Below are 23752 nucleotides of genomic sequence, written 5' to 3'. Positions count from 1 at the left end.
TTGGTGTTTCAGTGCTTTCCGACGCCGGTCGGGTTGAGATGGGTGAGGTGACCGCTTTCCGTGCCGTCGGCAGGGTCGATGACGCAATCGATGAGAGCAGGACCGCCCGACATCAGTGCGCCCGTGAGCGCGATGGTGAGCTGCGCCGGCGTGGTCGCTCGGTAGCCCTTCCCGCCGAACGCCTCGATAAGGCGGTCGTGACGGGCTTGCGGCATCAGCGTGGTCGGCGAGGGGTCGGCGGACACAGGGTTGACCCCGTCGCCGCGGTAGACGCCGCCGTTGTTGAGGATGACGACGACGATTGGCAACTGGTAGCGGCAGATAGTCTCCAACTCCATGCCGGAAAACCCGAACGCGCTGTCGCCTTCGATCGCCACGACCGGCGAGCCGCTCTCGACCGCCGCGGCAATCGCATAACCCATGCCGATGCCCATCACACCCCAGGTGCCGCTGTCGAGGCGGTGGCGCGGCACGTGCATGTCGATCACGTTGCGCGCGAAGTCGAGTGCGTTGGCACCTTCATTGACGACGTAGACATTGGGATGCTCGCGAATCACATCGCGCACCGCCCGCAACGCGCCATAGAACTGCATCGGATGCGGATCAGCGTTGAGTCGCTGCGACATCTTGGTGACGTTCTGTGCCGAACGCGCCGCCAACTCCTCGCGCCACGGCGTCGGCGCGATGATCTGTCCCGGCTTCGTTCGTTCGACGAGTGCGGTCATCACCGAGCCGATGTCCCCGGCGAGGGGCGCCGCGATGGGCTGGTTACTGTCGAACTCGGTTGGTTCGATGTCGACCTGGATGAACTTGGCGTCTGGATTCCACTGTGGCGCCTGGCCATGCCCGAGTAGCCAGTTCAGCCGGGCACCGACGAGCATCACGACATCGGCCTTGCGCAATGCGAGCGAGCGGGCGGTCGCCGTTGACTGCGGATGGTCGTCGGGCAGCAGCCCTTTGGCCATCGACATCGGCTGGAACGGAAGGCCGGTGGTCTCGATGAACTCTCGGATTTGCGTGTCCGCTTGGGCGTAAGCCGCTCCCTTGCCCAACACCACCAAGGGCCGTTGAGCGTTGGCTAGCAAGGAGATAGCGCGATCCACAGCCTCCGGCGCGGGCAGCTGTCGGGGGGCCGGGTCGACCACTCGTTGCAGCGACGCGCCGCCTGTGGCGGCATCGATGACCTGTCCGAGCACGGCTGCCGGGATGTCGAGGTAGACGCCGCCGGGCCGGCCCGAAGCCGCAGTCCGCAGCGCTCGAGCGATACCGCGGCCGATGTCCTCGACCCGGTTGACCCGGAAGGCGGCCTTGGCGAACCGCTCGGCGGCGGCCATTTGGTCGAGTTCCTCGTAGTCACCCTGTTTGAGGTCGACGATGTGCCGCTCGCTGGAGCCCGAAATCTGCACCATGGGAAAGCAATTCGTAGTGGCATTCGCGAGCGCGACAAGCCCGTTGAGGAAGCCCGGCGCGGAGACGGTCAGGCAGATGCCCGGCTTCTTCGTCAGGAACCCTGCGGCTGCGGCCGCGTGGCCGGCATCGCTCTCATGACGGAACCCGATGTAGCGGATGCCAGACGCCTGCGCGATGCGGGCCAGGTCGGTGATCGGGATACCGACCAGCCCGTAGATGGTCTCGATTCCGTTGAGCTTGAGCCCTTCGACAACCAGGTGGTAGCCGTCGGTGGGCTCGGGCACGGTGGCGGCGACCGACTCGGCGTCGGGTATCGAAACGGTGGTCATGATCGTAGGTCCTTCCGCGTTTGTGGCTGTGCGCCTTCACTTCCGAGGGTCTCTCACCCGCCGGACCGTGTCCAAGACTTGTTGCTGACCGAGCGATAAGCGTTCGTTATGAAGGCGACTGAAGCCGTGGCCGCAGTCCAACCAAACCCGCCAGGATTACCAGGACTGTGATCGCGAGCGGCAGTATCGGGGCGTAGCTACGTGCATGCAGGAAGAGCAGTCCTCCGCAAATCGCGCCAACGACCAGGCCGACAAGCACACCGACGAGCCGAGGCATCTCGGAGGACGGCCTGGCTCGCGCGAACACGCCTCCGAACGCAACGAGGGTGAATGTCGCTGCTGTGGTGAACACCCCCTGCACGCCGAGCGATCGGACCGCGGCGGTTTGGATTCCCATTGCGAGCGAGAACAGGGCCACGAGTACATCGGTGATGATCGTCGACGGATGTCCGGCCGTCTGCACCCACAGGGCCATGAATGCCGCTTCGGCGATCGCCGTGAGAACCAACAAGACCGACGCCGTCGAGGTCCACAAACCGTACTCGTGGGAACGCAGAGTCCAAAACCGAAGGCCGAGATAGGCACCCGCGGTGAACATCGACAACGCGACGATGACCGGCAGAACGGCAGGTCCGCTGAGGTTCGCGATTCCGAATCCCAGAAAGACGATGTTCCCGGACATGAACGCCGAGAATGTCTTTCCGAGGCCGAAATAGCTGATCGCGTCGACCGCACCGGAGGCGATGGTCAAGGCAATAAGAAGGACGTCGCGCAGTTTCTTGCCATCGTGAGTTGTCGTGTCATCGGTGGGATCAATCGCGTTGGCGCGCAACATGGTCGCTTGAGCGGGCGTGTTGTTGGCGGTAGGCGTCCTCATGATGTTCAGGATCACCGCGTGACGCTCGCAACGCGTCCCGGCAGGCCCCCAACGTCCCCCGCGCCAGCCGGAAGCTGCCTATACCTGCCAGCGCCCGCGTCCACCGGTCGCAGGATTAGTCGGGAAACCAGAAGGGACCGTACACGGCCCATGGGCCTGGATTCGGCGCCGGGATGGAGCTGTTGATCTCAACGTTGCCCCTGTTCTGGCACTTGGTCGCGGTGCCCTTGATGACACACTGCTGAGGGTTGTCGGCTGCGGCTATCGGCGCGGCAGCGATTGCCACTGCGGCAGCGCCCGCCGCCAATACCGGTGTGATGAACTTCAGTCCGGTTCGCATATTGGACCCCTTTGTCTGTTCGTACCCGATAACAGAATCGCGCTCCACGGCGTGCAAGTCTTCAACGCTGGTACCCATGCTCGATGCCTGCCAGCGGTAACCCGCCAGGGAGTAAGAGCCAGCACGCAGCAGAAGCGCGCCATCCGTCAGCCCGGGCCCCCGCCGGGGCCACCGTAGGGGGCCGAGGTCTGGCCGCCCGTGTACGCATACTGCGGTAAGACATTGGCGTACGGGAGGGAGTCGTTGATTTCCGCGTTTCCCGGCGATTGGCACTTCACGGCCGAGTTGTTCAGGTTCGTGCAGGTCTCCTCAGCCCCATCGGCCGCGGCCACGGGCGCGGCGGCGATGGCCAACACGACACCGGCGGCTGCCAACGTTGGCATCATGTGCTTCAAGCGGATTCGCATGGCGGCACCCTTTCGACGAAACTGTCCGTGCTGACCAGCATTACGCTTCCACGGACTCCTGTCGTCAGCGCTGGCACCCAGCTGTGCCTGCCTGCCAACGGTAACGGCGCCGCTTGATAGCAGGCGGTTATCGGCTATTCACAAAGCGGTATTGGACGTGCTCATCACGTCGGTGCAGGGTGGAGTCATGGCCGCACCAACCGACTCCTCCGGTCGCCACACGCACCGGTATCAGCCGCCCGCGATCACTGGACTCGTTGATCTGGTTGACGAGCACGTCCGCGATCGCCCCGGCGCTCCGGCGCTCATCATCGGGGCGGATCGAACCAAGATCTCGTACGGCACCTTCGCCGGCCTGGTCGACGACGTGGCCGCCCGGCTCGCCGGCGCAGGGCTGCGCCGCGGCGATGCCGTTGCCCTGATGTGTGGTAACACTGCCGAGTTCGTCGTCGCCCTTCTGGGGGCGGCACGCGCCGGGCTGGTGGTGGCTCCGCTGGACCCCGCATTGCCACCCTCACAGATGGTCGCGAGGCTCGAGGGCCTCGCGGCAAAAGCAGTCCTTGTCGCCCCCGCGACGACCAACGCCGGCCGCGCCGGGCCGGTCGACCTCCTGAGATGGCAGGTTCGCGTGGACATCTCCACTGGTGGGATGGCAACAGCGGTGCTTGAACGCGGTGGGCAACCGATACAACACGCATGGCGCACGACACCCGATTTCGGAGACGACGACGCTCTTGTTCTGTTCACCTCGGGCACAACCGACCGGGCCAAGATGGTGCCATTGACTCACGCGAATGTGGCAGCCTCCGTGCGTGGCATCTGCGTGACGTACGAGTTGGGACCCGAGGACGCGACAGTCGCAGTTATGCCGTTATTTCACGGTCACGGGTTGATCGCAGTGTTGCTGGCATCCCTCGCAAGCGGTGGGTGTGTCCTGCTGCCAGAGCGAGGACGGTTCTCTGCACACACGTTCTGGGACGATGCCCGGACCGTGGCGGCAACGTGGTTCTCCGCGGTCCCGACCATCCATGAAATCCTTCTGGCGCGGTCAGCCGATGACTTTCCCGGCCGACGGGCCGTGCCGCTGAGGTTCGTACGCAGCTGTAGCGCGCCGCTGAACATCGCAACGGCCGGGGCGTTCGAGCGCCTGCTCGGTGCACCGGTGCTGTCCGCATACGGGATGACCGAGACGACCCACCAAGCGACCAGCGAGCCGCTGCGGACGCGCGGCCAGCGGAGGCACGGATCCGTCGGGCGCCCAACCGGAGTGGACATACGCGTCGTCGATCCGGACGGTCACGCGTGCCGTGTCGGCACTGAGGGCGAGGTGTGGGTGCACGGTCCGACAGTCGCCCGCGGCTACCTCGCCAACCCAGCCGAGACCGCGCACAACTTCACCGACGGCTGGTTCCGGACAGGCGATTTGGGCATAGTGGACACCGACGGTTATCTGACTCTTTCCGGTCGTATAAAGAACCTCATCAACCGCGGGGGCGAGAAAATCTCGCCCGAGCACGTTGAGTCGATTCTCGCCGGATGTGCAGGTGTGGTCGAGGCGGCCGTGTTCGCCATTCCCGACGCGACCTACGGGGAACGCGTCGGCGCCGCGGTGGTCGTGTCGGAGGTTGACCGCGTCGCGCCCGATCAGATCCTGCGGGAATCCCGGAATCGGCTCTCGCCCTTCGAAGTACCTGAAAGGCTCGTGGTTGTCGATGCCTTACCACACACTGCCAAGGGGGCGCTAGACCGGCGAGCGGTCCAGGAGCAATACGCGACTCAACCGGTGGTCTCAGCAGAACACAAGCTCGCTTGACAGCGGCTGGTCGAAGAAATCGTCGAGCGACAGGCTCTGCAGCGCAGCCACGAACGCGCGGGCCACGACCGAACCTGGGCTCGCTGCGTGCGTGGCGACAGAGATCTGCGCACTGGCGTCGGGTGCGACCAAACGAACTGCCCGTGCCCGGCCAACTACCGGCATCGCGCGCAACCACGTGTGTGGGACGATGCTCGCCCAGGCTCCTACGCCCACTTCAGCATAAAGAGAAGCGACGGAGTCCGTTTCCACCTGTGGGGTCACAATCGCCCCGCTTTCCATGAACGCCTGATCGATTATTTGGCGAATCCTCATGTCCGGCGTCAACAACGCTAGCGGTAACTGTGCCGCGTCGGCCCATGTCATGACGTCGCTTTGGGGCAACGGCTGGTCGCCGGGCACCAGCACGACAAACTTCTCCTCGTACAGCGGCATCACGTGCAAGCCGGTCCTGTCCTCGGGAGCGAAATGCGCAATGGCGGCGTCCAGTTCGAAATCAAGCAACTGCCGGGACAGCTCCGTCGTCGACAACCGGGAGGTGACTTGCACTTTGGCGAGTGGGTGCGCCGCGCAGAATGCGGCGACGGGAAGGGCTTGGGTTGTCGATGCTGTCGGTTCCGTCCCCAGCCGCAGCGTCCCGGTGATACCCGACTGAACGGCGGCCACCTCTGCCTTGAACGCCTCGTGTTCGGCGAGGATCCGCTTCGCCCATCCGACGAGCCGTTCACCCTCTGGTGTCAGGCCCTCGAAGCTGCGCCCGCGGTTGATCAGCGTCACGTTCAGCTCCTTCTCAAGCTTGGCGATGGACGCCGAAAGCGCCGGCTGCGACACGTAACAGGCCTCCGCCGCCCGGGCGAAGTGTCTCTCTCTTGCGACGGCGACGAAATACTCCAATTGACGAAAGAGCACAGACCACTCCTTCTTCCGAGCGCCCGGGGATCGCGCGCTAGTTCTGGCGCGTTGCGACGGTTGCCCCGTTACCGACGGGCGCCGTCGAACTAACCCTCCCAGTAGGGATACTGAGGCACGTAGTCATCTCTGCGCTCCGTTGGTAGTAACGAGTCCTGGATTGGACTCGACCATCAGTTTCGCCTTCGGACGAGTAGTCGTCATTGGCGCTGGCGGCCGTCATGGCGCCCTGCCAGCCGGAATCCGCAGCCAACCGTCAGCGTGACGTCGCCGACCTTCATCCCGGTCAAGTGATGATTGGGCGTCAGTTCCACCGCCAAAGGATCTGGCAAGGCGCTTCTTCCAGGTAGCACCAAGCGAGCGGTGCGGCTTGGGGGAAAGGGGATTTGACGGCAGCATTGACGACTTTGGAAGTCGTTGATGTAAGTGTAATCCCATGTCAGAACATGCCAATGGCTGCGGGTCACAGATCTCGGTTGTGCGGACGCAGACTGGCAGTCGCGGGGTTTGTTCATTCATGGAGGTCAGATCGTGGCGACGACGATAGTGCTGTCTTGCGCGGGTTTCGCGGCATGGATTTTGGAGTGGGGCCAGCGTCATTGCGAACAGTGGGCCGCAATGCGCGACAGGGATCTCTGAGGGGCTCCGCGACGGATATAGTGGTGCTCTGCACAGATGGGTACGAAGATGACCGGAGTCGAAGATCCCGGCGACGAACACCTGAAAGTTACGCCGCCCAAGCAATGGGCCACTGGAGTGCCGGCGGTCATGCATCCCTCCAATACTCGCTGGAAGAGACATCTCTGCGGCGGACCGCGATCACCCTGCTGAATATCAACCAGGCCAATGGCATTGACTGCCCAGGCTGCGCGTGGCCCGAGCCCGCGCCGGGACAGCGGCACATCAACGAGTACTGCGAGAACGGCGCCAAGCACATCAACGACGATGCGACCACCCGTCGCCTCACGCGGGACTTCTCTCGGAAGCACTCCGTCACCGAGCTGGCAGGCGAATCAGACTTGTGGCTCAACCAGCAGGGCCGGCTTACGGAGCCAATGATCAAGCGGCCCAAGTCGATCTATTACGAACCGATCGGCTGGGACGAAGCGTTCAATGTTCTGTCCGCTGAACTGCACTCGCTTGACTCTCCGGACGAGGCGCTCTTCTACACGTCTGGCCGGCTGAACAACGAGGCGGCGTTCCTGCTGCAGCTGTTCGCTCGGGCATTCGGTACGAACAATCTGCCGGACTGCAGCAACATGTGCCACGAGTCGAGCGGTTGGGGTCTGGGGGAGGACATGAGCAAGTTTTCATGCTCGCTCAGGTGTCAGGTTGTAGAGGTGGTGGGCGGCGGGTACATCAGCTCGAGCGCGCCGAGGTTGGCCGCGATTGCAACAAGCGGCATCCCGGCAGTGATCGCGTCTGCGTCATCAGTGAACTCAGCGCGCAGCGCCGGCACGAACTCGTCGGTGATCGGACGCCATGTTTTGTCGCCGCCTCCGGCGAGGTATTGCGATACCGAGTCGGCGTGCTCTTCCAACACTGTGCGCGCCCTCAGATAGGACGACGGCGGCGGCAGTGTTCTGATGTCGGCGATGACGTCCGCAGCAACACGCAGTCGGGTGGCGCGGTTTGCCGCCCTGATGACCGGCGTCCGCAGGTCGGCCTCGCTGCCGGTCTCCGAAAGGTAATGACGCACGGCATCATCCACGGTTCGGCTGACCACCACCGCGTTGAGACTCAATGTCTCCACTGTCTCCTGAGGCGTGTCACCGGTCACGCGTCGCACGGCCGCCTTCAGGTAGCGCGAATACGCGTCGAGCGCGGTGTCGAGCACCGCTGAGACCGCCGCGGTGGCGCCCCTCGGCCAGAGAAGCAGCGAAACCACGATCCCGACTCCGGCACCCATCGCGACGTCTTCGATGCGCAGCAAGCCGATCTGCCAGCCGGTCGGTGCGATGAGATTGAGGATGATCAGCACCGTCATCGCGACCACCGCCTGACCAGCGATGAACGAGAGCCGCGGCAGATACGCGGCTCCGAACACAGCGATCGGCAACAGTGACCACAGCACGGGGGGGTCCACCCCGACGGCAGCGATGAGCAGTGCGCCCACCGTTACTCCGACGGCCGTGCCGACCACTGCCTGAACCACTTTCGTCCCCGTGCTCAGCGCGCTGCTGCCCAACACCACCATGGCGCCGAGCACCACCCAGAATCCGTGCTGCACGGGGAACAGGTGGGTGACGGCGACGGCCAGGGCCAGCCCGACGCCGGTGCGCACGCTGTTGCGTGCCGCGACCGACCGGGTGGTCACGAAGCCGGAGGGGATGGAGGCCAGAGCTGCCGTCTCGGACAGCAAGCGGTCAGCAGTTCTGGTGGTGGGTAGCCGTAGACCAAGCGCGCGAGCCCACACCGGTCGAGCGTCGGCGGCCGCGGCGTCGCCGATGATGCTGCCGATGAGGCCGATTGTTGTCGCGACGGTGCGGCGACTTAGCAGGCCGCGGCCCACCGACACGGCAGCGGCAGCGTCGGGCTCATCAAGCATCTGGGTGAGGTCGTCGCGGTAGCGGCCCCGCGCCGCCCTCCGTAACTCAGTGAGAGCGACTTCTAGTTCGGCCCGGTCGGCGGTGCGGTGAGGGAGCCGGGAAACATCGAGAACCCTTGCACAACAGCGTAAGACGTTGATGGCTGGCTGCTTCATCGACCCCAACGCCGCCACGGTGTCGTCGCCGACGAGTTCGGTGACCACCTCCAGCTGATCGACTACGCGTACCAGTGCCCGGCTGCCGGCAGTAAGTCCGACGGGTCGGAAGCTGGCGGCCAGGAAGTTGGTTCTCAGCGCGTCCATTGCGGAGGACACCTCCGCCAGCGAGCCGGCTACTTCGAGCCGGTCGGCCAGCGCACTGCACACCTGTGCCGCATGGCGGCGCAGCTCTCCGTGGTGTCTTGGCGGCATGACGAGGAGCGCAGCCGGAACGCAGATCGCCAGAGCGATGACCCAGCCCAGCAGCCGCTCACCGAGGTGCCCAACGGGTGTGCACACGGGCCACACGTAGAAAAACAGGGTCGCCCGCTGGCCCGCCGACACCGTCGCGCTGACCACGCCAGCAAGCGTTATCGCCACGCCGAGGACAAACATCAGTGTGACGGCGAGCCAGGGGATCGGTGCCACAAGGGTTCCGAGCGTCAACAGGATTATCCCGTTCAGACCCAGGCCGAGGTATGCGACCGTACGGTTCTGCCGGTTGCCGGGAAAGTCGACCATCACCATCAACCAGAACGCGCCGAGCAATGTGTACAACGGCGCCTCTGTGCCCGGCGCGACGATGTGGGCGAATGCCGCCGCCCCGGGAACGGTGATGGCCGCACGCGCGGCGCGGCGCAGCGCGTCACGCTCCGGATCCTCGGTGCGCAACCGCTCCAGCACTCGCCTGACTAGGCTCGCGGCCCTTGGCATGCCTGGATCGTAGGGCCGCCGTTGCCTTCCGGACACAATTGTTGACCAGGTTTGCAGCTAGCAGACAACTCGCCTCCCGGTAGCGGGAATGTGTCCGGCGATCAGCTGACCAACATTCACGAATAACGCTTGGCCGCTCGGGATTCCAGCTAGCGGGAAGGGTCGAATGACGTTAGCGGTCACGACTTCGGCCCTTTCACGAGGAAGGATAGGGAGAGGAAATCGGCAATCAGCGAAGGTGTGACCCAGCGCATGGACATGGACAGACGTATCCTGCTCGGTGCGCCCTTGCTGATGGCCGCGGTCGTCGGCGGCGAAAGCATCCTAGGCCGTCTGGGCCTGGGTTCGCTCGCGGTCGCTAACGCTGCGCCTCCCGATCCGAACGAGACATTCGTTCTTCCGTTCGACCGCATTCCGTTCGAGACGTGGGGGAACATCCCGCCGGATAGTGGCGAGATGGCAATGCTTTACGGCGATCTCAACAAGCCGGGTCCTTATCTGGTGATGATGAGATGGAATCCCGGCTGGTTCAGTGCGCCCCATATCTATGCCACCGACCGGATCTGCGTTGTGGTGTCCGGCACCTGGTGGGTCAACAGCGGAGATGACTTCACGCCCCAGGACGCTGTTCCCGTGGGCGCCGGCGGATATGTGAAACGCACTGCGAGGACACCGCATTACGACGGGGTGCCGAATGGTCAGCGCGACCCGGCTGTGATCGCCATCTTCGGCCTTGGGCCGGTAGACATTCGCTTGGTCGATCCCACGAAACCCTCGTGGCGACAAGTGTGATCGAACGTCATTGCCCAGAAAACCCCGATTTAAGGAGTTACGACATGTCAAGCATTCCCGAGATTGAACTCAACGACGGTGCGCGGATCCCGCAGCTCGGCTTCGGCGTCTTCCAGATCGCTCCCAAGCGAACCGCTGCCGCCGTCAGGGTCGCGTTGGAGATCGGCTATCGGCATATCGACACTGCTGAGATGTACGGCAACGAGCGCGAAGTCGGCCAGGGTATCCTCGACGCCGGGTTTGACCGCGCGGACGTCTTCATCACGAGCAAGCTCAACAACGGCTTTCACAAGCCCGACGACGCACGTCGCGCTTTCGACAACACGATGAGGGCTCTGGGCTCCGACTACGTCGACCTGTTCTTGATTCACTGGCCGCTTCCCACCCTCTACGACGGAGACTTCGTCTCGACATGGCATGTGCTCGAAGAGTTCGCCGCTGACGGGCGCGCCCACAGCATCGGGGTATCGAACTTCCAACCCGCTCATCTCGATCGACTGGCCAAGGAATCCACGACCGTGCCTGCCGTCAACCAGGTGGAGGTCCACCCGTACTTCACCAACGACGAGGTTCGCAGCTACGGCCGAGATCACGGGATTGCGACCGAGGCGTGGTCACCGATCGCTCAGGGCAAGGTGCTCGACGATCCGGTAATCGAGCATATCGCTCGCAACCTCGGCAGGACCCCGGCACAGGTCGTACTGCGGTGGCACATCCAGCGGGATGACATCGTCTTCCCCAAGACAGTCTCTCCGGACCGGGCGAAGTCCAACTTCGAGATCTTCGATTTCCAGCTCGCCGACTCCGACATGCACGCGATCTCGGCCCTCGACAAGGGCGAAGCGGGAAGGACCGGGCCGAACCCGGACACGTTCGACTACATACCCCGAGCGGAAAGCAGCGCAAAGCGATGAATGGCCGCGACGATTTCCATCCGGACCTGGCGAGCAGCAGCACCAAGCGTGGTTCTCTGCGCACCCGTGTGCAGCATGTCACGGCCTTGGAGCTGAGCTCGGAAACGGCGCAAAGCAAAGGTATGCAGCGGTTCGCCGCGATCTCAGGAAGATCGGTTGGCGCGGAGAAGATTTGGATGGGCCAGACCTATGTGTCGCCACAAACGGTATCGGGCAACCATCACCATGGCGAGTCCGAAACGGCGATCTTCGTCCGGACTGGGAATCCCGAGTTCGTGTTTCACGACGGCGTCGAAGAAGTGCGTGTCGCCACCGCTCCTGGTGACTACATCTTCGTCCCGCCGTTCGTTCCGCATCGGGAGGAGAACCCAGACCCCGAGCATCCCGCCGTGATCGTGATAGCGCGCAGCACGCAAGAGGCAATCGTGGTCAATCTTCCCGAGCTGTACGCACTTCCGGCACAGCCGGAGTGAACCCGGCTGGAAGTGGGGATTGATAGGTGCCTGCGATGATGTGGGGAAAGCGCCGCGACATGATTGTGCGCGGCCGGTCGCCGTTCAACGCTGAGCCGCCCGGCCCGGTGCTGGCGGGCGCTGAGATCACCGCGGTGGATACCTTTTACAGCCGCAATCACGGGCCGTTTCCCGACATCGCGCCCCAGCGGTGGCGCCTGACTATCGAGGGCATGGTCGACAGGCCGCTCGCCCTGACCTATGACCAGCTGACCGCAGAGTTCGCCGCCCACTCTGTGGTGGCGACTTTGACATGCGCGGGCAACCGGCGCGCTGAACTGGTTGAGGTGCGTGCGATACCCGGCAAGGACCCCTGGGCCCACGGGGCGATCTCGACCGCGCGATGGAGCGGAGCCAGGCTGGCCGATGTCCTCGAAGCGGCCGGAGTGCGCCGCACTGAGGGCTTGCACGTAGCGTTCGCTGCGCCCGACGTAGCGCCGGAGGCCGTCCCTGTCCAGTCGTACGGCAGCTCCATTCCATTGGAGAAGGCCTTGTCGGCCGAAGTACTGCTGGCCTGGGAGATGAATTCCGAGCCGCTTCCGCGCGCGCACGGGGGCCCGGTGCGGGTGGTGGTGCCAGGCTACATCGGGGCGCGAAGCGTCAAGTGGGTCACCGCGATTACCGTACAACCGGTTCCCTCGGAGAGCTACTTTCAGGCTCTCGACTACCGCATCCTGCCACCCGAAGTGGACCCCGACACCGTGGCGCCGGGTGAGGGTATTTCATTGTCGTCGCTGCCGCTCAATTGCGACATCCTCATCCCCGGTGACAGCGCTGAGATTTCGGCCGGTCCGTTGACCGTCCGCGGGTGGGCCATGGCCGGGGATGGGCGCGGCATTGGCCGCGTCGACGTGTCCCTCGATGGCGGACGCACCTGGCAGCAAGCCGAGCTGGAACCGGCGATCGGCCAGTGGGCGTGGCGACTGTGGTCTATGACTGTGCAGACCCAACCGGGGCGACTAAGCGTGACCGCCAGGGCGTGGGATGACGCCGGTGCCACCCATCCGGAGTCGCCGGCGTCGCTATGGAATCCACGCGGATACGGCAACAACGCGTGGGCACACGTCACAGCATCCGTGCGAAGCCGGTTGTAGCTAGCGCCAATCCGAGATGTTCGGCATGCCGCGACGGGGTCTTGGGGACAGCGTTGACGACTTTGGATTTAGAACAGTGGGCGGTGATGCGCGGCAAGGATCTCTAAGGGCCGGCTCGCATGAACGTTCTTATGCACTCGCAGTGAACCTCAAGCCCGGGCAAGTCACTCCGGCCAGCCCGAATCTGCGATGATCCTGACGAAATCCGCGCGCGTAAAGCTCGGGTCGAAATGTGCGAGAACGTCGTCGTTCATCGTCCCGAATGTGGTGTCGGGCCGGTCCTTCATGCCGTCGTAGAACGCTCGCTGAATCCTGTTCTTGAAATCGGGGCGGGGATGGACCGCCGTGACCGCTGCGCGCTGCTCGGCGCTGAGCTGGTCGAGTTGCATTCCCAGCACGTCGGTTTCAACGCCCATCGTGACCAGATGAATCACGGGGTCTAGGTGCTCAGGGATGCCGGGAGTTGTGTGGAGCGCGATGGCGAACCAGACCTTTTGAGCCTCGTCTGGGCTATAACCGTGATCGAGCAGGAATCGCCGTGCGATGTCGGCGCCGTCGACTTCGAATCGCTGATGCCGGCTGCGGTGTTTCGAGGTCAAACCCAAGTCGTGAAACATCGCGCCGACATAGCTCAGCTCAGGATCGGGTGACAGCCCGAGCGCGCGCGCTTTGAGGCTGCCCCACAGATACACCCGACGCGAGTGGTGGAAGAGCAGATCGTCATCCGCGTCAAGTACCAGTTCGGTAGCCGCCTTCACTACCACCGTGTCGGGAATCGTTACTCCGGCAATTGTTTCGCTCATCTTCTCGCCTCTCGTTCTTGGGTCGCAACTACACTGCGCTTTCGCCGCCGGACCGTCGACGCGACGTTGATCTCAATGGACACTCCAGGGAGGAATAACAGGACCCTTGTCGGAGGACCAGGCGGCCGCGTACTCATCGTCATCTCCGCGCGGCAATCAGCCTGCGCGGACACCCTTCTCGACTCGGTCACCCAGGTCCTTGTCGACGTTGCGCCAATAATCGAACGCGCGCTCCAAGACTGGTTCGCTGACACCGTCGAGCAGATGGCCGACAATGTTGTCGACCAGCCTGTCTCGCTGCTCGTCGTCGAGCACGTCGCGGGCCAACCTACCGGCCTGACCCCAGTCGTCGTCGTCGACCCGCAAAGTGTATGCGGTGCGCACCATTTCGCCGTCGGTATGCCAGCCCGCGGGCTCGCCGTAGCGCGTGGTGTCGGCTTGCGGGCCGCCCTTCGAGTTCGGCGCGTAGACGGGGTCGGAGACCGTGTTGTATCGCATGTGGCCGTCCTTGCTGTAGCTGTGCACGGGCGACTTCGGTGCGTTGACCGGTAGTTGGTTGTAATTGGAGCCGATGCGGACGCGGTGCGCGTCGGCGTAGGCGAAGATGCGTCCCAGCAGCATCTTGTCGGGGCTGGGACCGATGCCCGGCACCATGTTGCTCGGCTCCCACGCGCCCTGTTCGATCTGGCTGTGGTTGTCGGTGGGATTGCGGTCCAGGGTGAGCCGGCCGACCTCGATGAGTGGGTAGTCAACATGCGGCCAGGTCTTGGTCAAGTCAAACGGGTTGAACCGGTATGTTTTTGCGTCGTCGAACGGCATGATCTGCATCTTCAACGTCCAGCTGGGGTACTCGCCGCGCTTGATCGCCTCGAACAGGTCACGGGTGTGGAAGTCGGTGTCCACCGACACCAGCTGGTCCGCCTCCGCCTGGGTGAGGTTCTCGACGCCCTGGTCGGTGATGAAGTGGTATTTCACCCAGAACTTCTCCCCGGCGGCGTTGACCCACATGAATGTATGAGAGCCGTAGAGGTTCATATGGCGCCAGGTGTGCGGGATGCCCCTGTCGCCCATCAAGTACGTCACCTGGTGCGCCGACTCGGGGGACAGCGTCCAGAAATCCCACTGCATGTCGTGGTCGCGTAAGTTGCTGTCGGCGCGGCGCTTCTGGGAGCGGATGAAATGCCCGAACTTCAACGGATCGCGGATGAAGAACACCGGGGTGTTGTTACCGACGATGTCGTAGTTGCCTTCGGTGGTGTAGAACTTCAGCGCCCAGCCGCGCGGGTCGCGCCAGGTGTCTGGGCTGCCGCGCTCGCCCGCGACGGTCGAAAATCGGATGACTCCTTCGGTGACCGTGCCGGGTTGAAAGACCGCTGCTTTGGTATAGCCGCTGACGTCGTGGGTCACCTCGAATCGGCCGAAAGCACCACTTCCCTTGGCATGTGGTTGCCGTTCGGGCACGCGCTCGCGGTTGAACGCCGCCATCTGCTCGATCAGGTAGTGATCGTGCAGCAGAATCGGACCGTCGGCGCCGATTGTCAGCGAATGCTCGTCGCTCTCGACGGGGATGCCCGCATCGTTCGTCGTCGGGGCAGGTTGTATTTCGGTCATCGAAGCGCCTTTCCGAGGGGGAAGGGATGGGTGTTCGCGGGCCGCGGAGGCATGGGTGCCTCCATGTCCGGCACTGTGTAGAGGCTTTGGTCGAGCAATTCCGCGATTCGCAGCAGAAGTGGCGCGAGCAGTCTCGTCATGTTGGTTTCCTTTCAAGTGCCTCGGGGCACCGCTCCCGGTCCAGCTGATAGCGACGCACGACTTCCCTTGCGCGGAAAGCCATTCCTTGACGCAGCGGCGGTGTGGTGATGAGCCGCCTGATTGCGGAAGCCAGCGCGGACACGTCGTCTGGGCGGTAGACCAGTCCTGCGCTTGACGGCACGACCAGCCGCACAGTGGTCGGATCCATGGGAGCGACCACCGCCCGCCCGGCGGCCAGCACATCCAGCAGCGTGCGCGGACCGGACGTGGCGCTCAGCACCACGAGATCGGCAGCGTCGATGATGTGGGACCACAGCGGCTCGGGGGAGGCATCGACGAGGTGCACCCGGGTTGCGGCACCGCGTGGCACTGCCCGGAGCGCGGCCGTGCGGTGGTGGCCGGTCCCGAGCAGGACAAGCTGGGCGCGGCAGGTTCGCTGCAGAATGGCGAAAGCGGCGGCCAGGTGATGCGCATGAGTGAGGTCGTCGAATGGACCGATGGCGACGATGGTCGGAAGATCGGCCAAGCCGAGACGCGATCTCGCCGCCGTCGGATCCTCGGAGGCACGGCCCGAGGCCTCCCCGATATCGGGATGCATTGTCTCCGCGGTGGAGTACGCGAGACTCATCGGCCGACCTCCGCCCGGATCACTTGTCGTCCGGGTTCTGCACGAGGAACACCACGCCGGCGGTGACACCGGCGAAGATTTGAGCGATCAGGTAGACCCAGAGCGTCGGCCAGGCGAACATGTCCATCGCCGCGGCGCCGAGCGTCACCGCAGGGTTGAATGCGCCGCCGGAGATCGTGCCCACCGCGAAGACGCCGGCCACGACCGTGAATCCAATCGCCAGGCCGTAGAACGAATTGTCCGGATGGCTCTTGCTCGTGGCGACGTTGAGCATCACGTAGCACAAGGCGAACGTGAATATGAGCTCCACGACGAACGCGGCAAGCAGCGTGTGACCGCCCAGCGTCATCGTCGTTCGTTTTGCGATCTCCGCCGGGTCGACGATCCAGCGCACGGCCAGCGCCGCGAGCAAGCCGGCGCCGACCTGAACGATCCAGTAGGCGATGGCGTCCCGGAGCGCGATTCGTCTACGCACCAGCACCGCCAACGTCACCGCCGGGTTGTAATGCCCACCCGAAATATGACCGCCGGCGTAGATCATCACCATCAGCGCGGCACCGATAGCCAGCGGTGCCATTGCGCTGGCACTGGCCACGGCGGCGCCGACGGTGAAGACCAGAAAGAACGTGCCAATCGCTTCGACAGCGTATTTGGCGCCGGCTCGGGCCTCGCTCGCCTCATCGAGGGTCGGTTTGTCGCCGACCGCATGCTTGGGTGATTGTTCTGTAATCGAAGCCATGCGTCACAGGCTCGCGCGGTCCTGCGCCGATGTCGTCAACGCTGACGCCCATCTATCGCCCCCGCCAGCCTAACGTCGACATACCTGCCAGCTGCAAAAGTGCATGTTTGACTAACTTTCAGGGTGCGACGGGGGCAATATGTCCTCAGGCGGTCGGCCTGACCGCCCTCGCACGACGGGATCCATGGTGGAGTCAACACAGGCGGCACAGCCCGCCAGCGCGGAAGGCAGCCCGGTGACGACAGCGATGCGTGTCGTAATCGCAGACGACGATGTGCTGCTGCGTGAAGGACTGTCCAGCTTGCTCGAGCGCTCGGGCTTCGACATCGTCGGTCAGGCCGGGGACGGCGCTGAACTGCTCGCGATGGTCCGGCAGACGAAGCCCGACCTCGTGTTAGCCGATATTCGGATGCCGCCTACGCACACGGCCGAGGGCCTTGACGCGGCGCGGGTGATTCGCGAGGAATTTCCCCACATCGGGATCCTGGTGCTCTCGGCGCATGTCGACGTCGAGCATGCGATGGAGCTGTTGGCCAGCGGGCGAAGCATCGGTTACCTGCTCAAGAGCCGGGTCACCGATGTCGCGGACTTCGTCGACACGTTGGAGCGCATCGCGAAGGGCGCATCAGTCGTCGACCCCGCGCTCGTGCGGGAGCTGGTGTCAGCCCAGCGGCGTGACGACCCTCTGGCCGTACTCAGCCCCCGTGAGCAGGAGGTGCTGGCCTTGATGGCGGAAGGACGCTCCAATGCCGGTATCGCACACCGGATTTGGGTGACCGAAGGCACCGTCGAGAAGCACGTCCGCAGCATCCTCACGAAGCTCAATCTGCCCGAGACGGGCGATGATCACCGGCGTGTGTTAGCGGTGATCGCCTTCCTCGAGGCCCGCTGACCGTCCGACCAGCTCGCGGATGGCCTCAGTCCTCAATCCGGACTTAGGCAAGAACCCGGCTGCCGGACTGCTGGCGATCATGTCCGCGAAATCCTGCTCAGCATGAGTCGATACCAAAATCACCGACGACCGCGCGTGGTCTCGCACGCTGTCGAGTTTCTCGGCGAGCTCGAAACCGCTCTCCCCTCCGAGGTCGATGTCGACCAGGGTGACGTCGGGCTGCAACTCGCGAAAGTGCTCAAGCGCGTCCGCAATCGTCGAAGCGACGCCGACGACGGTGATGCCGTCGCGCTCAAGCAGACTTCGCGCGGCGGCCACGAATCCGGGGCTGTCGTCGACAATCAGGCAACGCACAGCGCAACTCGCAAGTCCATACAGTCAGCATTCCAGTCCCACATGGGCTTATGCATACCCGCTAACCGGAACTTACGTACCTGTTAGGCGTTTTGGAGGGTGCCCGGCATCCCGATGCTGCAGATAGCGGGGGCCCGTGATGGCCGCCAGCCGTGGCGACAAGCGGGTTCGGTCAGGCAAACGTGGAGGACACCGGCACCGTCGACAAACCCAAGCGCGGTGAGCGCCGCAGGAGAGACTAGGAGGGGTCGTGAAAACAACAACCTTGGGACGCAGCGGACTTCATGTGTCGCGCATCGCCTTTGGTACCTGGCAGCTCGGCGGAGAATGGGGTCAATTCGACGAGGACGCTGCGATTGCGGCGATCCGACGTGCCCGCGAGTTAGGGGTCAACTTCTTCGACACGGCGCAGGGGTACGGTTTCGGTGCTTCCGAGCTGATCCTCGGCAAGGCGCTTCGCCACGAACTCACCACGGAGCGCGATGCTGTCGTGATCGCCACGAAGGGCGGTCTGCGTAGAACCGACAGGGGCCTGGTGCGCGACGCCAGCCCCGAATGGCTGCGCCGAGGCGTGGACGCCAGCCTGACTGCGCTGGGAGTCGACCACATCGACCTCTATCAGGTGCACTGGCCCGATCCCAACGTGCCGGCGGCCGAAACCGCGAGTGCCCTGCGCGACTTGATCACCGAAGGAAAGATCGGCCATGTCGGTGTGTCCAACTACAACACCGCCCAGATGGACGATTTCTCCGGAACGCTCGCGGTAGAGACGCTGCAGCCGCCGTATCACTTGTTCCGTCGCGAGATCGAAGACGAGATCCTTCCGTATTGCCGCGCCCACGACATCGGGGTGCTGGTGTACGGACCGCTGGCACACGGGTTGTTGACCGGAACGCTCAACGCGCACACCAGGTTCAACCACGATGACTGGAGAAATGGGAGTGCGGCATTCCGGGGGGCCACCTTCCGCCGGAATCTCGCGACGGTGCGTGCCCTGGAGATCTTCGCGGCGAGCCTCGACCTTTCCGCCAGCCAGCTCGCTATTGCCTGGGCGCTGTCGAACCCGGCCGTGCATGTCGCCATCGTCGGCGCCCGGAAAACCAGTCATGTCGAGGAGAGCCTGCACGCCGCGGACGTGTCGCTGACCGACTCCGACCTCGACGAGATCGACAAGATCATGACGTCCGCCACGCCGGTGGGCGGACCGTCGCCAGAAGGCATGCTGAACTAGAGAACGCCGGTGCCACCGGTTCGCTCGGGCTCGCTGCGTCTGTACCCCGTTATGATGCAACGGGCGGGCGATCAAGCCCTCAACGATCGGTGTGAGCTCGCGTAATGACGTGGAAATGGCCTCAGCTGACGTCGCTGCTCCTGCGGCCGACGACTCCGCCCTTGTGGCTTGGGGTGGCGGTGGCCGCTTCACTTATCGCGGTGGAGACCGCGTTGGTGCAGATGTTCAGACATGTCGGCGCCGGGAACGCGTTCGGCGCAATCTTCCTGCTCGGAGTCCTTGTGGTATCGGCGCGCTGGGGATTCGGGCTTTCCGTGGCGACAACGCTCGCGAGTGCCGTTGTCTATCTTTACGTGCACCTCGAGCCCAAGGGCGGACTCGTCCCCAACACGGCCGAGGACTGGCTTGCGATCGTCATCTTTTTGCCAATTGCGTTGTTGGCCAACATTCTCGGAGGGCAAGCCCGAATGCGCGCCGTGGAGGCGGATGCACGCCGGCGCGAAGCGGAGGAGCACCGCGACGAGATGCACGTGCTCGCCGACCAGCAGGCCGCCTTACGTCGGGTGGCGACTCTTGTCGCACGCGGTGCTGCCCCGTCCGAGGTATTTTCGGCCGTTGCTGACGAGTTGGCCGGATGTCTGGGCGTCCGTCACGCAACGCTGGTCCGTTACGCGTCCGACGGGGGAGCCACGATTCTCGCCGCCCATCATGACATTGAGGGGGCCAAACCCCGCGTTGGAGAACGCTTTTCGCTCGCGGACGAATCAGTGGCGGCCACCGTCTACCGTGTCGGCTGCGCCGCCCGCGTGGACAGTCACGACGACGTCACGGGCGCCAGCGCGGCATACATTCGCCGGCTTGGCCTCCGCTCCGGGGTCGGAGTTCCGATTCTTGTCGATGGTCACCTGTGGGGTGCCGCCATCATCGGCTCATCGCGGTCCGAGTCCCTGCCGGCAGATTCCGAAGAGCGGGTTGGCGACTTTGCCGATCTCGTCGCGACTGCGATTGCCAACGCCGAGACCCGGACGCAGCTTGCCGCGTCGCGGACCAGGATCGTCGCGGCCGGCGACGAGGCCCGCCGGCGTCTGGAGCGCGATCTTCACGACGGTGCGCAGCAGCGGCTCGTCTCGCTGGGCCTGCAAATGCGCATGATCGAAGGGTCGATTCCGGACCGGCCCGACTTGGAGCAGCAGATCTCCGACGTCGTGCAAGGTTTGACCGGCGTCTCAGAGGAACTCCAGGAGCTGTCGCGCGGGATTCATCCGGCGATCCTGTCCAGGGGCGGACTTGGTCCGGCTCTCAAGACCTTGGCCCGCCGGTCCGCAGTCCCAGTAGAGCTGCACCTCACGGTTGACCGGAGGTTGCCGGAGTCGGCCGAAGTGGCCGCCTACTACGTCGTAGCCGAGGCCCTGACAAATGTGGCCAAGCACGCACAGGCGTCGCAGGCGGATGTCACTGTGGACGCTCAGGCTGACGCCCTGCATCTGCTCATTCAGGACGACGGTGTGGGCGGCGCGGACGCGGAAGGCGGCTCCGGGCTCGTCGGTCTGCGGGACCGGGTCGAAGCGCTCGGCGGAAGTATCGAGATTTCAAGTCCGCCTGACAGCGGGACGTCGCTGCGAGCGATGATCCCATTCGACACCGATGTCGCCTCGGCGAGCCGGTAATTGATCGCGCGCCTGTTCTGCGGTCTGCGACCGTCAACGATGCCGCCGCGATGTGCGCCGTCGAACATGTCGCCCTCAAAGTAGGGGTACTGAGGTGAGTACTGGACGGTGCCTGGCACCAGTCAGCGCGAAGAGAATTTACGAACGGACGAGGAGCTCCCAAACAAGCCACGATGAACGACCCGATGTGATGAAGTTCAAATCATGGTGGATAGACAGGTTGACACCTCCACTCAACTTGCGATTGAGCGCACCCGCCTGGCTCATGAACGAACGCTGATGGCCTGGATCCGCACCAGCACGTCGTTGATCGCTTTTGGTTTCACGATCTTTCAGTTCTTCCGGTACCTGGGGACCGAGGAGCACCGCCGCACCGTCGTGAGCCCGTGGGTCGTCGGAATCCTGATGATCGGGATCGGCCTCACCGCTCTCGGGCTGGCCTGGTTTCAGCATCGTCAAGCGATGAACTCGTTGCGGGCAGAGGGCGGAAAGATGCCTTATTCGATATCCGCGATCATGGCCGGTCTCATCGCCATCCTCGGCGTGACCGCGCTCGTTGTCGTTGTCTTGAGGCTGTAGTACCCGCGCGTCAGGGCCGCGGTGCGACGGGCACAAGGATATCGGTGGCGAATTTCGCTGCGAGATTGTCGGCGACATGTCCTGGCTCGCGGGATCCACGCAACTCCCGCCGCTGACTACCCCTCCTGCGTGAGCGCAGCAGTACTGGACACCCTGTCCGATGCTGTCAAGGCAGAACTTGAAGTACTTCTCGTCGTAGTCGGCGCGCGCGACGATCGGGTGCGCGAACACCGCGGCACCTACACCGAGGGCAGCGGCGACAAGTCCGGCGCGCCCGAGCAGACGCAGGCGCGAAGTGCGTCGCGAGTCAATATTGAACCGTTACTGATTTGTGGCGCCGTGCTGCTACCGCACGTCGATCGTGGCGAGCACGACGTTCAAGTGATGAAGTTCGACTTCGACGCGTCCGGGCACATCGACGGTGAAGGTGAAGGTCTGATCGGCAGCTGCTTTGACCTCGAATGAATGCTCAGGCTCGGAATGCACGTGTAGTTCGTCCTCGGCGTCGCTTGTGACCCGGAATGTGATCGGCTGACTGACGGTCGCCTGGTACGACGCGTTGACGGGCTTTGGCACGCCGTCCTTGATCGCCACGTCCACGGTCAGACCCGACGGCGCAGTGTTCGTCGCAGATGTTGTCGACGCTGACGCGGCCGAAGAGCTGACTGCGGTGCTCGAGCTGCTGGACTGTCCCGCATTCGGGGAGCCCCCGCAGCCAACGAGGTTGACTATCACGAGGATCCCGCCACCGAGCGCGATCACCCGGGCGCGAATTGACATGCCTACTCCTCGACCATCGAACTGACGTGTGCGCGCAACGCTAACGACTCGGATCGCGGGCGAACCTGTGGGGTGTGACCCGGCCGACAGCCTAAATTGGATTCATTCCAGATCTGGGGTGGTTGTCCAATATATGAGCACTACACGTCGCAATGAAGCAGAAATCACCGCCTTCCACGCATCGCCGGAGTTCGCCGCGAACCTTCAGCGGGTTTTGGTTGACCTCGTCGAACTACACCTCCAGGGCAAGCAGGCGCACTGGAACGTCGTCGGCAGCAATTTCCGTGACCTGCATCTGCAGCTCGACGAGCTGGTCGACTTCGCCCGCGAGAGCAGCGACACGATCGCTGAGCGCATGCGAGCCTTGGATGCGACGCCGGATGGTCGATCGGACACCGTCGCTGCGACGAGCACGCTGCCGCAGTTCCCCGCCGACGAGCAGAACACCTATGAGGTCGTGGACCTGATCACCGCCCGCGTCTACGCGGCCGTCGACACCGTGCGAGCGGTGCACGACGCCGTCGACGCTGAGGATCCGAGCACAGCCGACATCCTGCATCAGTTCATCGACGGGCTGGAGAAGCTGGCCTGGCTGATCAAGTCGGAGAACCGAAAGGTCTAGCCGGGGCTGCTGCCTTCGCCGCCGCTGCTCTTGTCACCGCCGAGTTTGTGCGGTTTGTCGTCGCCCGGTTTGTGCGGTTTGTCGCCTCCGGGTTTTCCGCCGGGCGGTTTCGTCCCCGGTGGGGTGATATTGAAGCTGGCGCCCTTGACGATGCCGAGGTTGAAGTTTGCGGGGCCGATCTGGTCGCTTTGTTGGTTGAAGCCGACGATGTTGAAGTTCAGTCCGGAACGGCTCAGTGTCGACTTGCTTGTCCAGCCGAGCTTGCCGGTCGAGGTGGCCAACCCGGGTATCCTTCCAGTCCACTGGCCGATATCCACCAGATCCAGTGTCACTGAGGGACCGACGGTGCGTCCGCCTTTGTCCGGCGGGCACGGTGACTCTTGGTGGGGCGGGGTGATGGTGATGCCCGCGCCCTTGACGATTTTCAGATCAAGCACCGCAGGGCCGATCTGATCGAATTGTTTGTTGATGCCGACGATGTTGGCCGCGAGTCCGTCCGGGCCGAGGATCGAACTACTCGTCCAGCCGAGTTTGCCTGCCGAATTGGCAAGCCCGGGCACGCCTCCCGCCCATTGGCCGATGTCCACGAGGTCCCAGCCGACGGAAGGACCGAGAGTCCCGCCGTGCGGTTGATGCGCGGGGGGACTACCACCGCAGCTATTGCACGTGTCTCCAGCCTGCGCTGAAGGGGCATGCGTCACAACCGATATGCCGAGAGCCAGGGCGAACGCCACGCCGGCGCCCATCCTGGCTATCGCCGAAAGACCCCCCGGCCGGATGACGTTGTGGCGGCGCGATGACGCGGACCGATCATTCATCTCTCACTCCTTTCGATGTTTCCTGCAGAA

At 64.0% G+C, this 23752-nt stretch carries 24 protein-coding genes and 1 pseudogene; 11 read left to right on the top strand and 14 right to left on the bottom strand.

The genetic code is table 11. The features are described 5' to 3' along the window. Positions 1–8: 8 nt before the first annotated feature. The 4 genes from oxc to QOH60_RS23620 form a co-directional block, all read right to left on the bottom strand. Positions 9–1739, bottom strand: a complete 1731-nt coding sequence (gene oxc, locus QOH60_RS23635; protein ID WP_526424308.1) for an oxalyl-CoA decarboxylase — start codon at positions 1737–1739, stop codon at positions 9–11. 106 nt (positions 1740–1845) lie between these two features. Further along, on the bottom strand, positions 1846–2616 hold the full coding sequence (locus QOH60_RS23630) for a YoaK family protein (protein WP_526424307.1): 771 nt from the start codon (positions 2614–2616) through the stop codon (positions 1846–1848). Between the two features lie 115 nt (positions 2617–2731). After that, on the bottom strand, positions 2732–2956 hold the full coding sequence (locus QOH60_RS23625; protein WP_526424306.1) for a hypothetical protein: 225 nt from the start codon (positions 2954–2956) through the stop codon (positions 2732–2734). A 146-nt stretch (positions 2957–3102) separates the two neighbouring features. Continuing rightward, a complete protein-coding gene (locus QOH60_RS23620) occupies positions 3103–3363 on the bottom strand; it encodes a hypothetical protein (protein ID WP_526424305.1) in 261 nt (86 codons plus the stop codon). Positions 3364–3550: 187 nt separating this feature from the next. Here QOH60_RS23620 and QOH60_RS23615 point away from each other — a divergent pair, with 187 nt between their 5' ends. Beyond that, on the top strand, positions 3551–5176 hold the full coding sequence (locus QOH60_RS23615) for a FadD7 family fatty acid--CoA ligase (RefSeq protein WP_526424304.1): 1626 nt from the start codon (positions 3551–3553) through the stop codon (positions 5174–5176). Here QOH60_RS23615 and QOH60_RS23610 read toward each other — a convergent pair. Continuing rightward, positions 5153–6085, bottom strand: coding sequence for a LysR family transcriptional regulator (locus QOH60_RS23610; protein ID WP_526424303.1), 933 nt, complete (start codon positions 6083–6085; stop codon positions 5153–5155). The two genes, QOH60_RS23615 and QOH60_RS23610, sit on opposite strands and share 24 nt — an antisense overlap. Before the next feature lie 446 nt (positions 6086–6531). On the opposite strand from QOH60_RS23610, the pseudogene QOH60_RS23605 reads away from it, so the two are divergent. Next, positions 6532–7293, top strand: a pseudogene (locus QOH60_RS23605) (hypothetical protein); the annotation flags it as partial. Between the two features lie 119 nt (positions 7294–7412). On the opposite strand, the gene QOH60_RS23600 reads toward QOH60_RS23605, so the two are convergent. Further along, positions 7413–9545 (bottom strand): FUSC family protein, encoded by a 2133-nt coding sequence (locus QOH60_RS23600; protein WP_526424302.1) that lies wholly within the window; start codon positions 9543–9545, stop codon positions 7413–7415. A 252-nt stretch (positions 9546–9797) separates the two neighbouring features. Between QOH60_RS23600 and QOH60_RS23595 the strand changes: the two genes are divergently transcribed. The 4 genes from QOH60_RS23595 to QOH60_RS23580 are packed head-to-tail and all read left to right on the top strand — an operon-like array spanning position 9798 to position 12857. Beyond that, complete coding sequence (locus tag QOH60_RS23595) at positions 9798–10337, top strand: cupin domain-containing protein (RefSeq protein ID WP_526424301.1); 540 nt, start codon at positions 9798–9800, stop codon at positions 10335–10337. Between the two features lie 44 nt (positions 10338–10381). Beyond that, on the top strand, positions 10382–11251 hold the full coding sequence (locus tag QOH60_RS23590) for an aldo/keto reductase (protein WP_526424300.1): 870 nt from the start codon (positions 10382–10384) through the stop codon (positions 11249–11251). Beyond that, on the top strand, positions 11248–11724 hold the full coding sequence (locus tag QOH60_RS23585) for a cupin domain-containing protein (RefSeq protein ID WP_526424299.1): 477 nt from the start codon (positions 11248–11250) through the stop codon (positions 11722–11724). Before QOH60_RS23590 ends, QOH60_RS23585 begins: the two co-directional genes overlap by 4 nt. Before the next feature lie 38 nt (positions 11725–11762). After that, positions 11763–12857, top strand: coding sequence for a sulfite oxidase (locus tag QOH60_RS23580; protein WP_526424325.1), 1095 nt, complete (start codon positions 11763–11765; stop codon positions 12855–12857). A gap of 164 nt (positions 12858–13021) precedes the next feature. Here the strand turns inward: QOH60_RS23580 and QOH60_RS23575 are convergent, their stop codons facing one another. The 5 genes from QOH60_RS23575 to QOH60_RS23555 form a co-directional block, all read right to left on the bottom strand. Continuing rightward, positions 13022–13660 carry an HD domain-containing protein gene (locus QOH60_RS23575; protein WP_526424298.1) on the bottom strand — a complete coding sequence of 213 codons (639 nt, stop codon included), beginning with the start codon at positions 13658–13660 and terminating at the stop codon, positions 13022–13024. 156 nt (positions 13661–13816) lie between these two features. Next, positions 13817–15271: a catalase gene (locus QOH60_RS23570; protein WP_526424297.1), complete on the bottom strand. Its 1455-nt coding sequence runs from the start codon at positions 15269–15271 to the stop codon at positions 13817–13819. Further along, complete coding sequence (locus QOH60_RS23565) at positions 15268–15411, bottom strand: hypothetical protein (RefSeq protein ID WP_526424296.1); 144 nt, start codon at positions 15409–15411, stop codon at positions 15268–15270. Before QOH60_RS23565 ends, QOH60_RS23570 begins: the two co-directional genes overlap by 4 nt. Next, positions 15408–16040, bottom strand: a complete 633-nt coding sequence (locus QOH60_RS23560) for a glycosyltransferase (protein WP_526424295.1) — start codon at positions 16038–16040, stop codon at positions 15408–15410. The genes QOH60_RS23565 and QOH60_RS23560 overlap by 4 nt, the downstream gene beginning before the upstream one ends. A gap of 19 nt (positions 16041–16059) precedes the next feature. Then, positions 16060–16779: an MIP/aquaporin family protein gene (locus QOH60_RS23555; RefSeq protein WP_526424294.1), complete on the bottom strand. Its 720-nt coding sequence runs from the start codon at positions 16777–16779 to the stop codon at positions 16060–16062. 247 nt (positions 16780–17026) lie between these two features. Between QOH60_RS23555 and QOH60_RS23550 the strand changes: the two genes are divergently transcribed. Beyond that, on the top strand, positions 17027–17671 hold the full coding sequence (locus tag QOH60_RS23550; protein ID WP_526424324.1) for a response regulator transcription factor: 645 nt from the start codon (positions 17027–17029) through the stop codon (positions 17669–17671). Here QOH60_RS23550 and QOH60_RS23545 read toward each other — a convergent pair. Then, positions 17639–18025, bottom strand: a complete 387-nt coding sequence (locus QOH60_RS23545) for a LytR/AlgR family response regulator transcription factor (protein WP_526424293.1) — start codon at positions 18023–18025, stop codon at positions 17639–17641. The two genes, QOH60_RS23550 and QOH60_RS23545, sit on opposite strands and share 33 nt — an antisense overlap. A gap of 250 nt (positions 18026–18275) precedes the next feature. Here QOH60_RS23545 and QOH60_RS23540 point away from each other — a divergent pair, with 250 nt between their 5' ends. The 3 genes from QOH60_RS23540 to QOH60_RS23530 all read left to right on the top strand — a co-directional run bounded on the left by QOH60_RS23540 (position 18276) and on the right by QOH60_RS23530 (position 21502). Beyond that, a complete protein-coding gene (locus QOH60_RS23540; RefSeq protein WP_526424292.1) occupies positions 18276–19256 on the top strand; it encodes an aldo/keto reductase in 981 nt (326 codons plus the stop codon). Positions 19257–19360: 104 nt separating this feature from the next. Further along, positions 19361–20923 (top strand): GAF domain-containing sensor histidine kinase, encoded by a 1563-nt coding sequence (locus QOH60_RS23535; protein WP_526424291.1) that lies wholly within the window; start codon positions 19361–19363, stop codon positions 20921–20923. 204 nt (positions 20924–21127) lie between these two features. Beyond that, the gene (locus tag QOH60_RS23530; protein ID WP_526424290.1) at positions 21128–21502 is read left to right on the top strand and encodes a DUF202 domain-containing protein; all 375 of its coding nucleotides are present in this window, start codon (positions 21128–21130) and stop codon (positions 21500–21502) included. Positions 21503–21847: 345 nt separating this feature from the next. Here the strand turns inward: QOH60_RS23530 and QOH60_RS23525 are convergent, their stop codons facing one another. Further along, entirely contained in the window at positions 21848–22282 is a 435-nt protein-coding gene (locus tag QOH60_RS23525) for a hypothetical protein (RefSeq protein ID WP_526424289.1), read from the bottom strand. A gap of 133 nt (positions 22283–22415) precedes the next feature. Between QOH60_RS23525 and QOH60_RS23520 the strand changes: the two genes are divergently transcribed. Beyond that, the gene (locus QOH60_RS23520) at positions 22416–22904 is read left to right on the top strand and encodes a Dps family protein (protein WP_526424288.1); all 489 of its coding nucleotides are present in this window, start codon (positions 22416–22418) and stop codon (positions 22902–22904) included. Here QOH60_RS23520 and QOH60_RS23515 read toward each other — a convergent pair. Then, entirely contained in the window at positions 22901–23722 is an 822-nt protein-coding gene (locus tag QOH60_RS23515; RefSeq protein ID WP_526424287.1) for a hypothetical protein, read from the bottom strand. The two genes, QOH60_RS23520 and QOH60_RS23515, sit on opposite strands and share 4 nt — an antisense overlap. Positions 23723–23752 lie beyond the last annotated feature (30 nt).

The sequence above is a fragment of the Mycobacterium sp. genome, assembly GCF_032159765.1.
Taxonomy (GTDB): Bacteria; Actinomycetota; Actinomycetes; order Mycobacteriales; family Mycobacteriaceae; genus Mycobacterium.
The sequence above is the reverse complement of the archived record's forward strand: the minus strand, read 5'-3'. Positions and strand labels throughout refer to the sequence as shown.

What these genes read in the sequence shown, in the direction of transcription:
- QOH60_RS23555 (WP_526424294.1), bottom strand. Translation starts at nt 16,779, where the DNA reads ATGGCTTCGATTACAGAACAATCACCCAAGCATGCGGTCGGCGACAAA.
- QOH60_RS23565 (WP_526424296.1), bottom strand. Translation starts at nt 15,411, where the DNA reads ATGACGAGACTGCTCGCGCCACTTCTGCTGCGAATCGCGGAATTGCTC.
- QOH60_RS23615 (WP_526424304.1), top strand. Translation starts at nt 3,551, where the DNA reads ATGGCCGCACCAACCGACTCCTCCGGTCGCCACACGCACCGGTATCAG.
- QOH60_RS23590 (WP_526424300.1), top strand. Translation starts at nt 10,382, where the DNA reads ATGTCAAGCATTCCCGAGATTGAACTCAACGACGGTGCGCGGATCCCG.
- QOH60_RS23625 (WP_526424306.1), bottom strand. Translation starts at nt 2,956, where the DNA reads ATGCGAACCGGACTGAAGTTCATCACACCGGTATTGGCGGCGGGCGCT.
- QOH60_RS23520 (WP_526424288.1), top strand. Translation starts at nt 22,416, where the DNA reads ATGAGCACTACACGTCGCAATGAAGCAGAAATCACCGCCTTCCACGCA.
- QOH60_RS23570 (WP_526424297.1), bottom strand. Translation starts at nt 15,271, where the DNA reads ATGACCGAAATACAACCTGCCCCGACGACGAACGATGCGGGCATCCCC.
- oxc (WP_526424308.1), bottom strand. Translation starts at nt 1,739, where the DNA reads ATGACCACCGTTTCGATACCCGACGCCGAGTCGGTCGCCGCCACCGTG.
- QOH60_RS23600 (WP_526424302.1), bottom strand. Translation starts at nt 9,545, where the DNA reads ATGCCAAGGGCCGCGAGCCTAGTCAGGCGAGTGCTGGAGCGGTTGCGC.
- QOH60_RS23515 (WP_526424287.1), bottom strand. Translation starts at nt 23,722, where the DNA reads ATGAATGATCGGTCCGCGTCATCGCGCCGCCACAACGTCATCCGGCCG.
- QOH60_RS23630 (WP_526424307.1), bottom strand. Translation starts at nt 2,616, where the DNA reads ATGAGGACGCCTACCGCCAACAACACGCCCGCTCAAGCGACCATGTTG.
- QOH60_RS23620 (WP_526424305.1), bottom strand. Translation starts at nt 3,363, where the DNA reads ATGCGAATCCGCTTGAAGCACATGATGCCAACGTTGGCAGCCGCCGGT.
- QOH60_RS23535 (WP_526424291.1), top strand. Translation starts at nt 19,361, where the DNA reads ATGACGTGGAAATGGCCTCAGCTGACGTCGCTGCTCCTGCGGCCGACG.
- QOH60_RS23550 (WP_526424324.1), top strand. Translation starts at nt 17,027, where the DNA reads ATGCGTGTCGTAATCGCAGACGACGATGTGCTGCTGCGTGAAGGACTG.
- QOH60_RS23560 (WP_526424295.1), bottom strand. Translation starts at nt 16,040, where the DNA reads ATGAGTCTCGCGTACTCCACCGCGGAGACAATGCATCCCGATATCGGG.
- QOH60_RS23575 (WP_526424298.1), bottom strand. Translation starts at nt 13,660, where the DNA reads ATGAGCGAAACAATTGCCGGAGTAACGATTCCCGACACGGTGGTAGTG.
- QOH60_RS23530 (WP_526424290.1), top strand. Translation starts at nt 21,128, where the DNA reads ATGGTGGATAGACAGGTTGACACCTCCACTCAACTTGCGATTGAGCGC.
- QOH60_RS23585 (WP_526424299.1), top strand. Translation starts at nt 11,248, where the DNA reads ATGAATGGCCGCGACGATTTCCATCCGGACCTGGCGAGCAGCAGCACC.
- QOH60_RS23580 (WP_526424325.1), top strand. Translation starts at nt 11,763, where the DNA reads ATGTGGGGAAAGCGCCGCGACATGATTGTGCGCGGCCGGTCGCCGTTC.
- QOH60_RS23595 (WP_526424301.1), top strand. Translation starts at nt 9,798, where the DNA reads ATGGACATGGACAGACGTATCCTGCTCGGTGCGCCCTTGCTGATGGCC.
- QOH60_RS23525 (WP_526424289.1), bottom strand. Translation starts at nt 22,282, where the DNA reads ATGTCAATTCGCGCCCGGGTGATCGCGCTCGGTGGCGGGATCCTCGTG.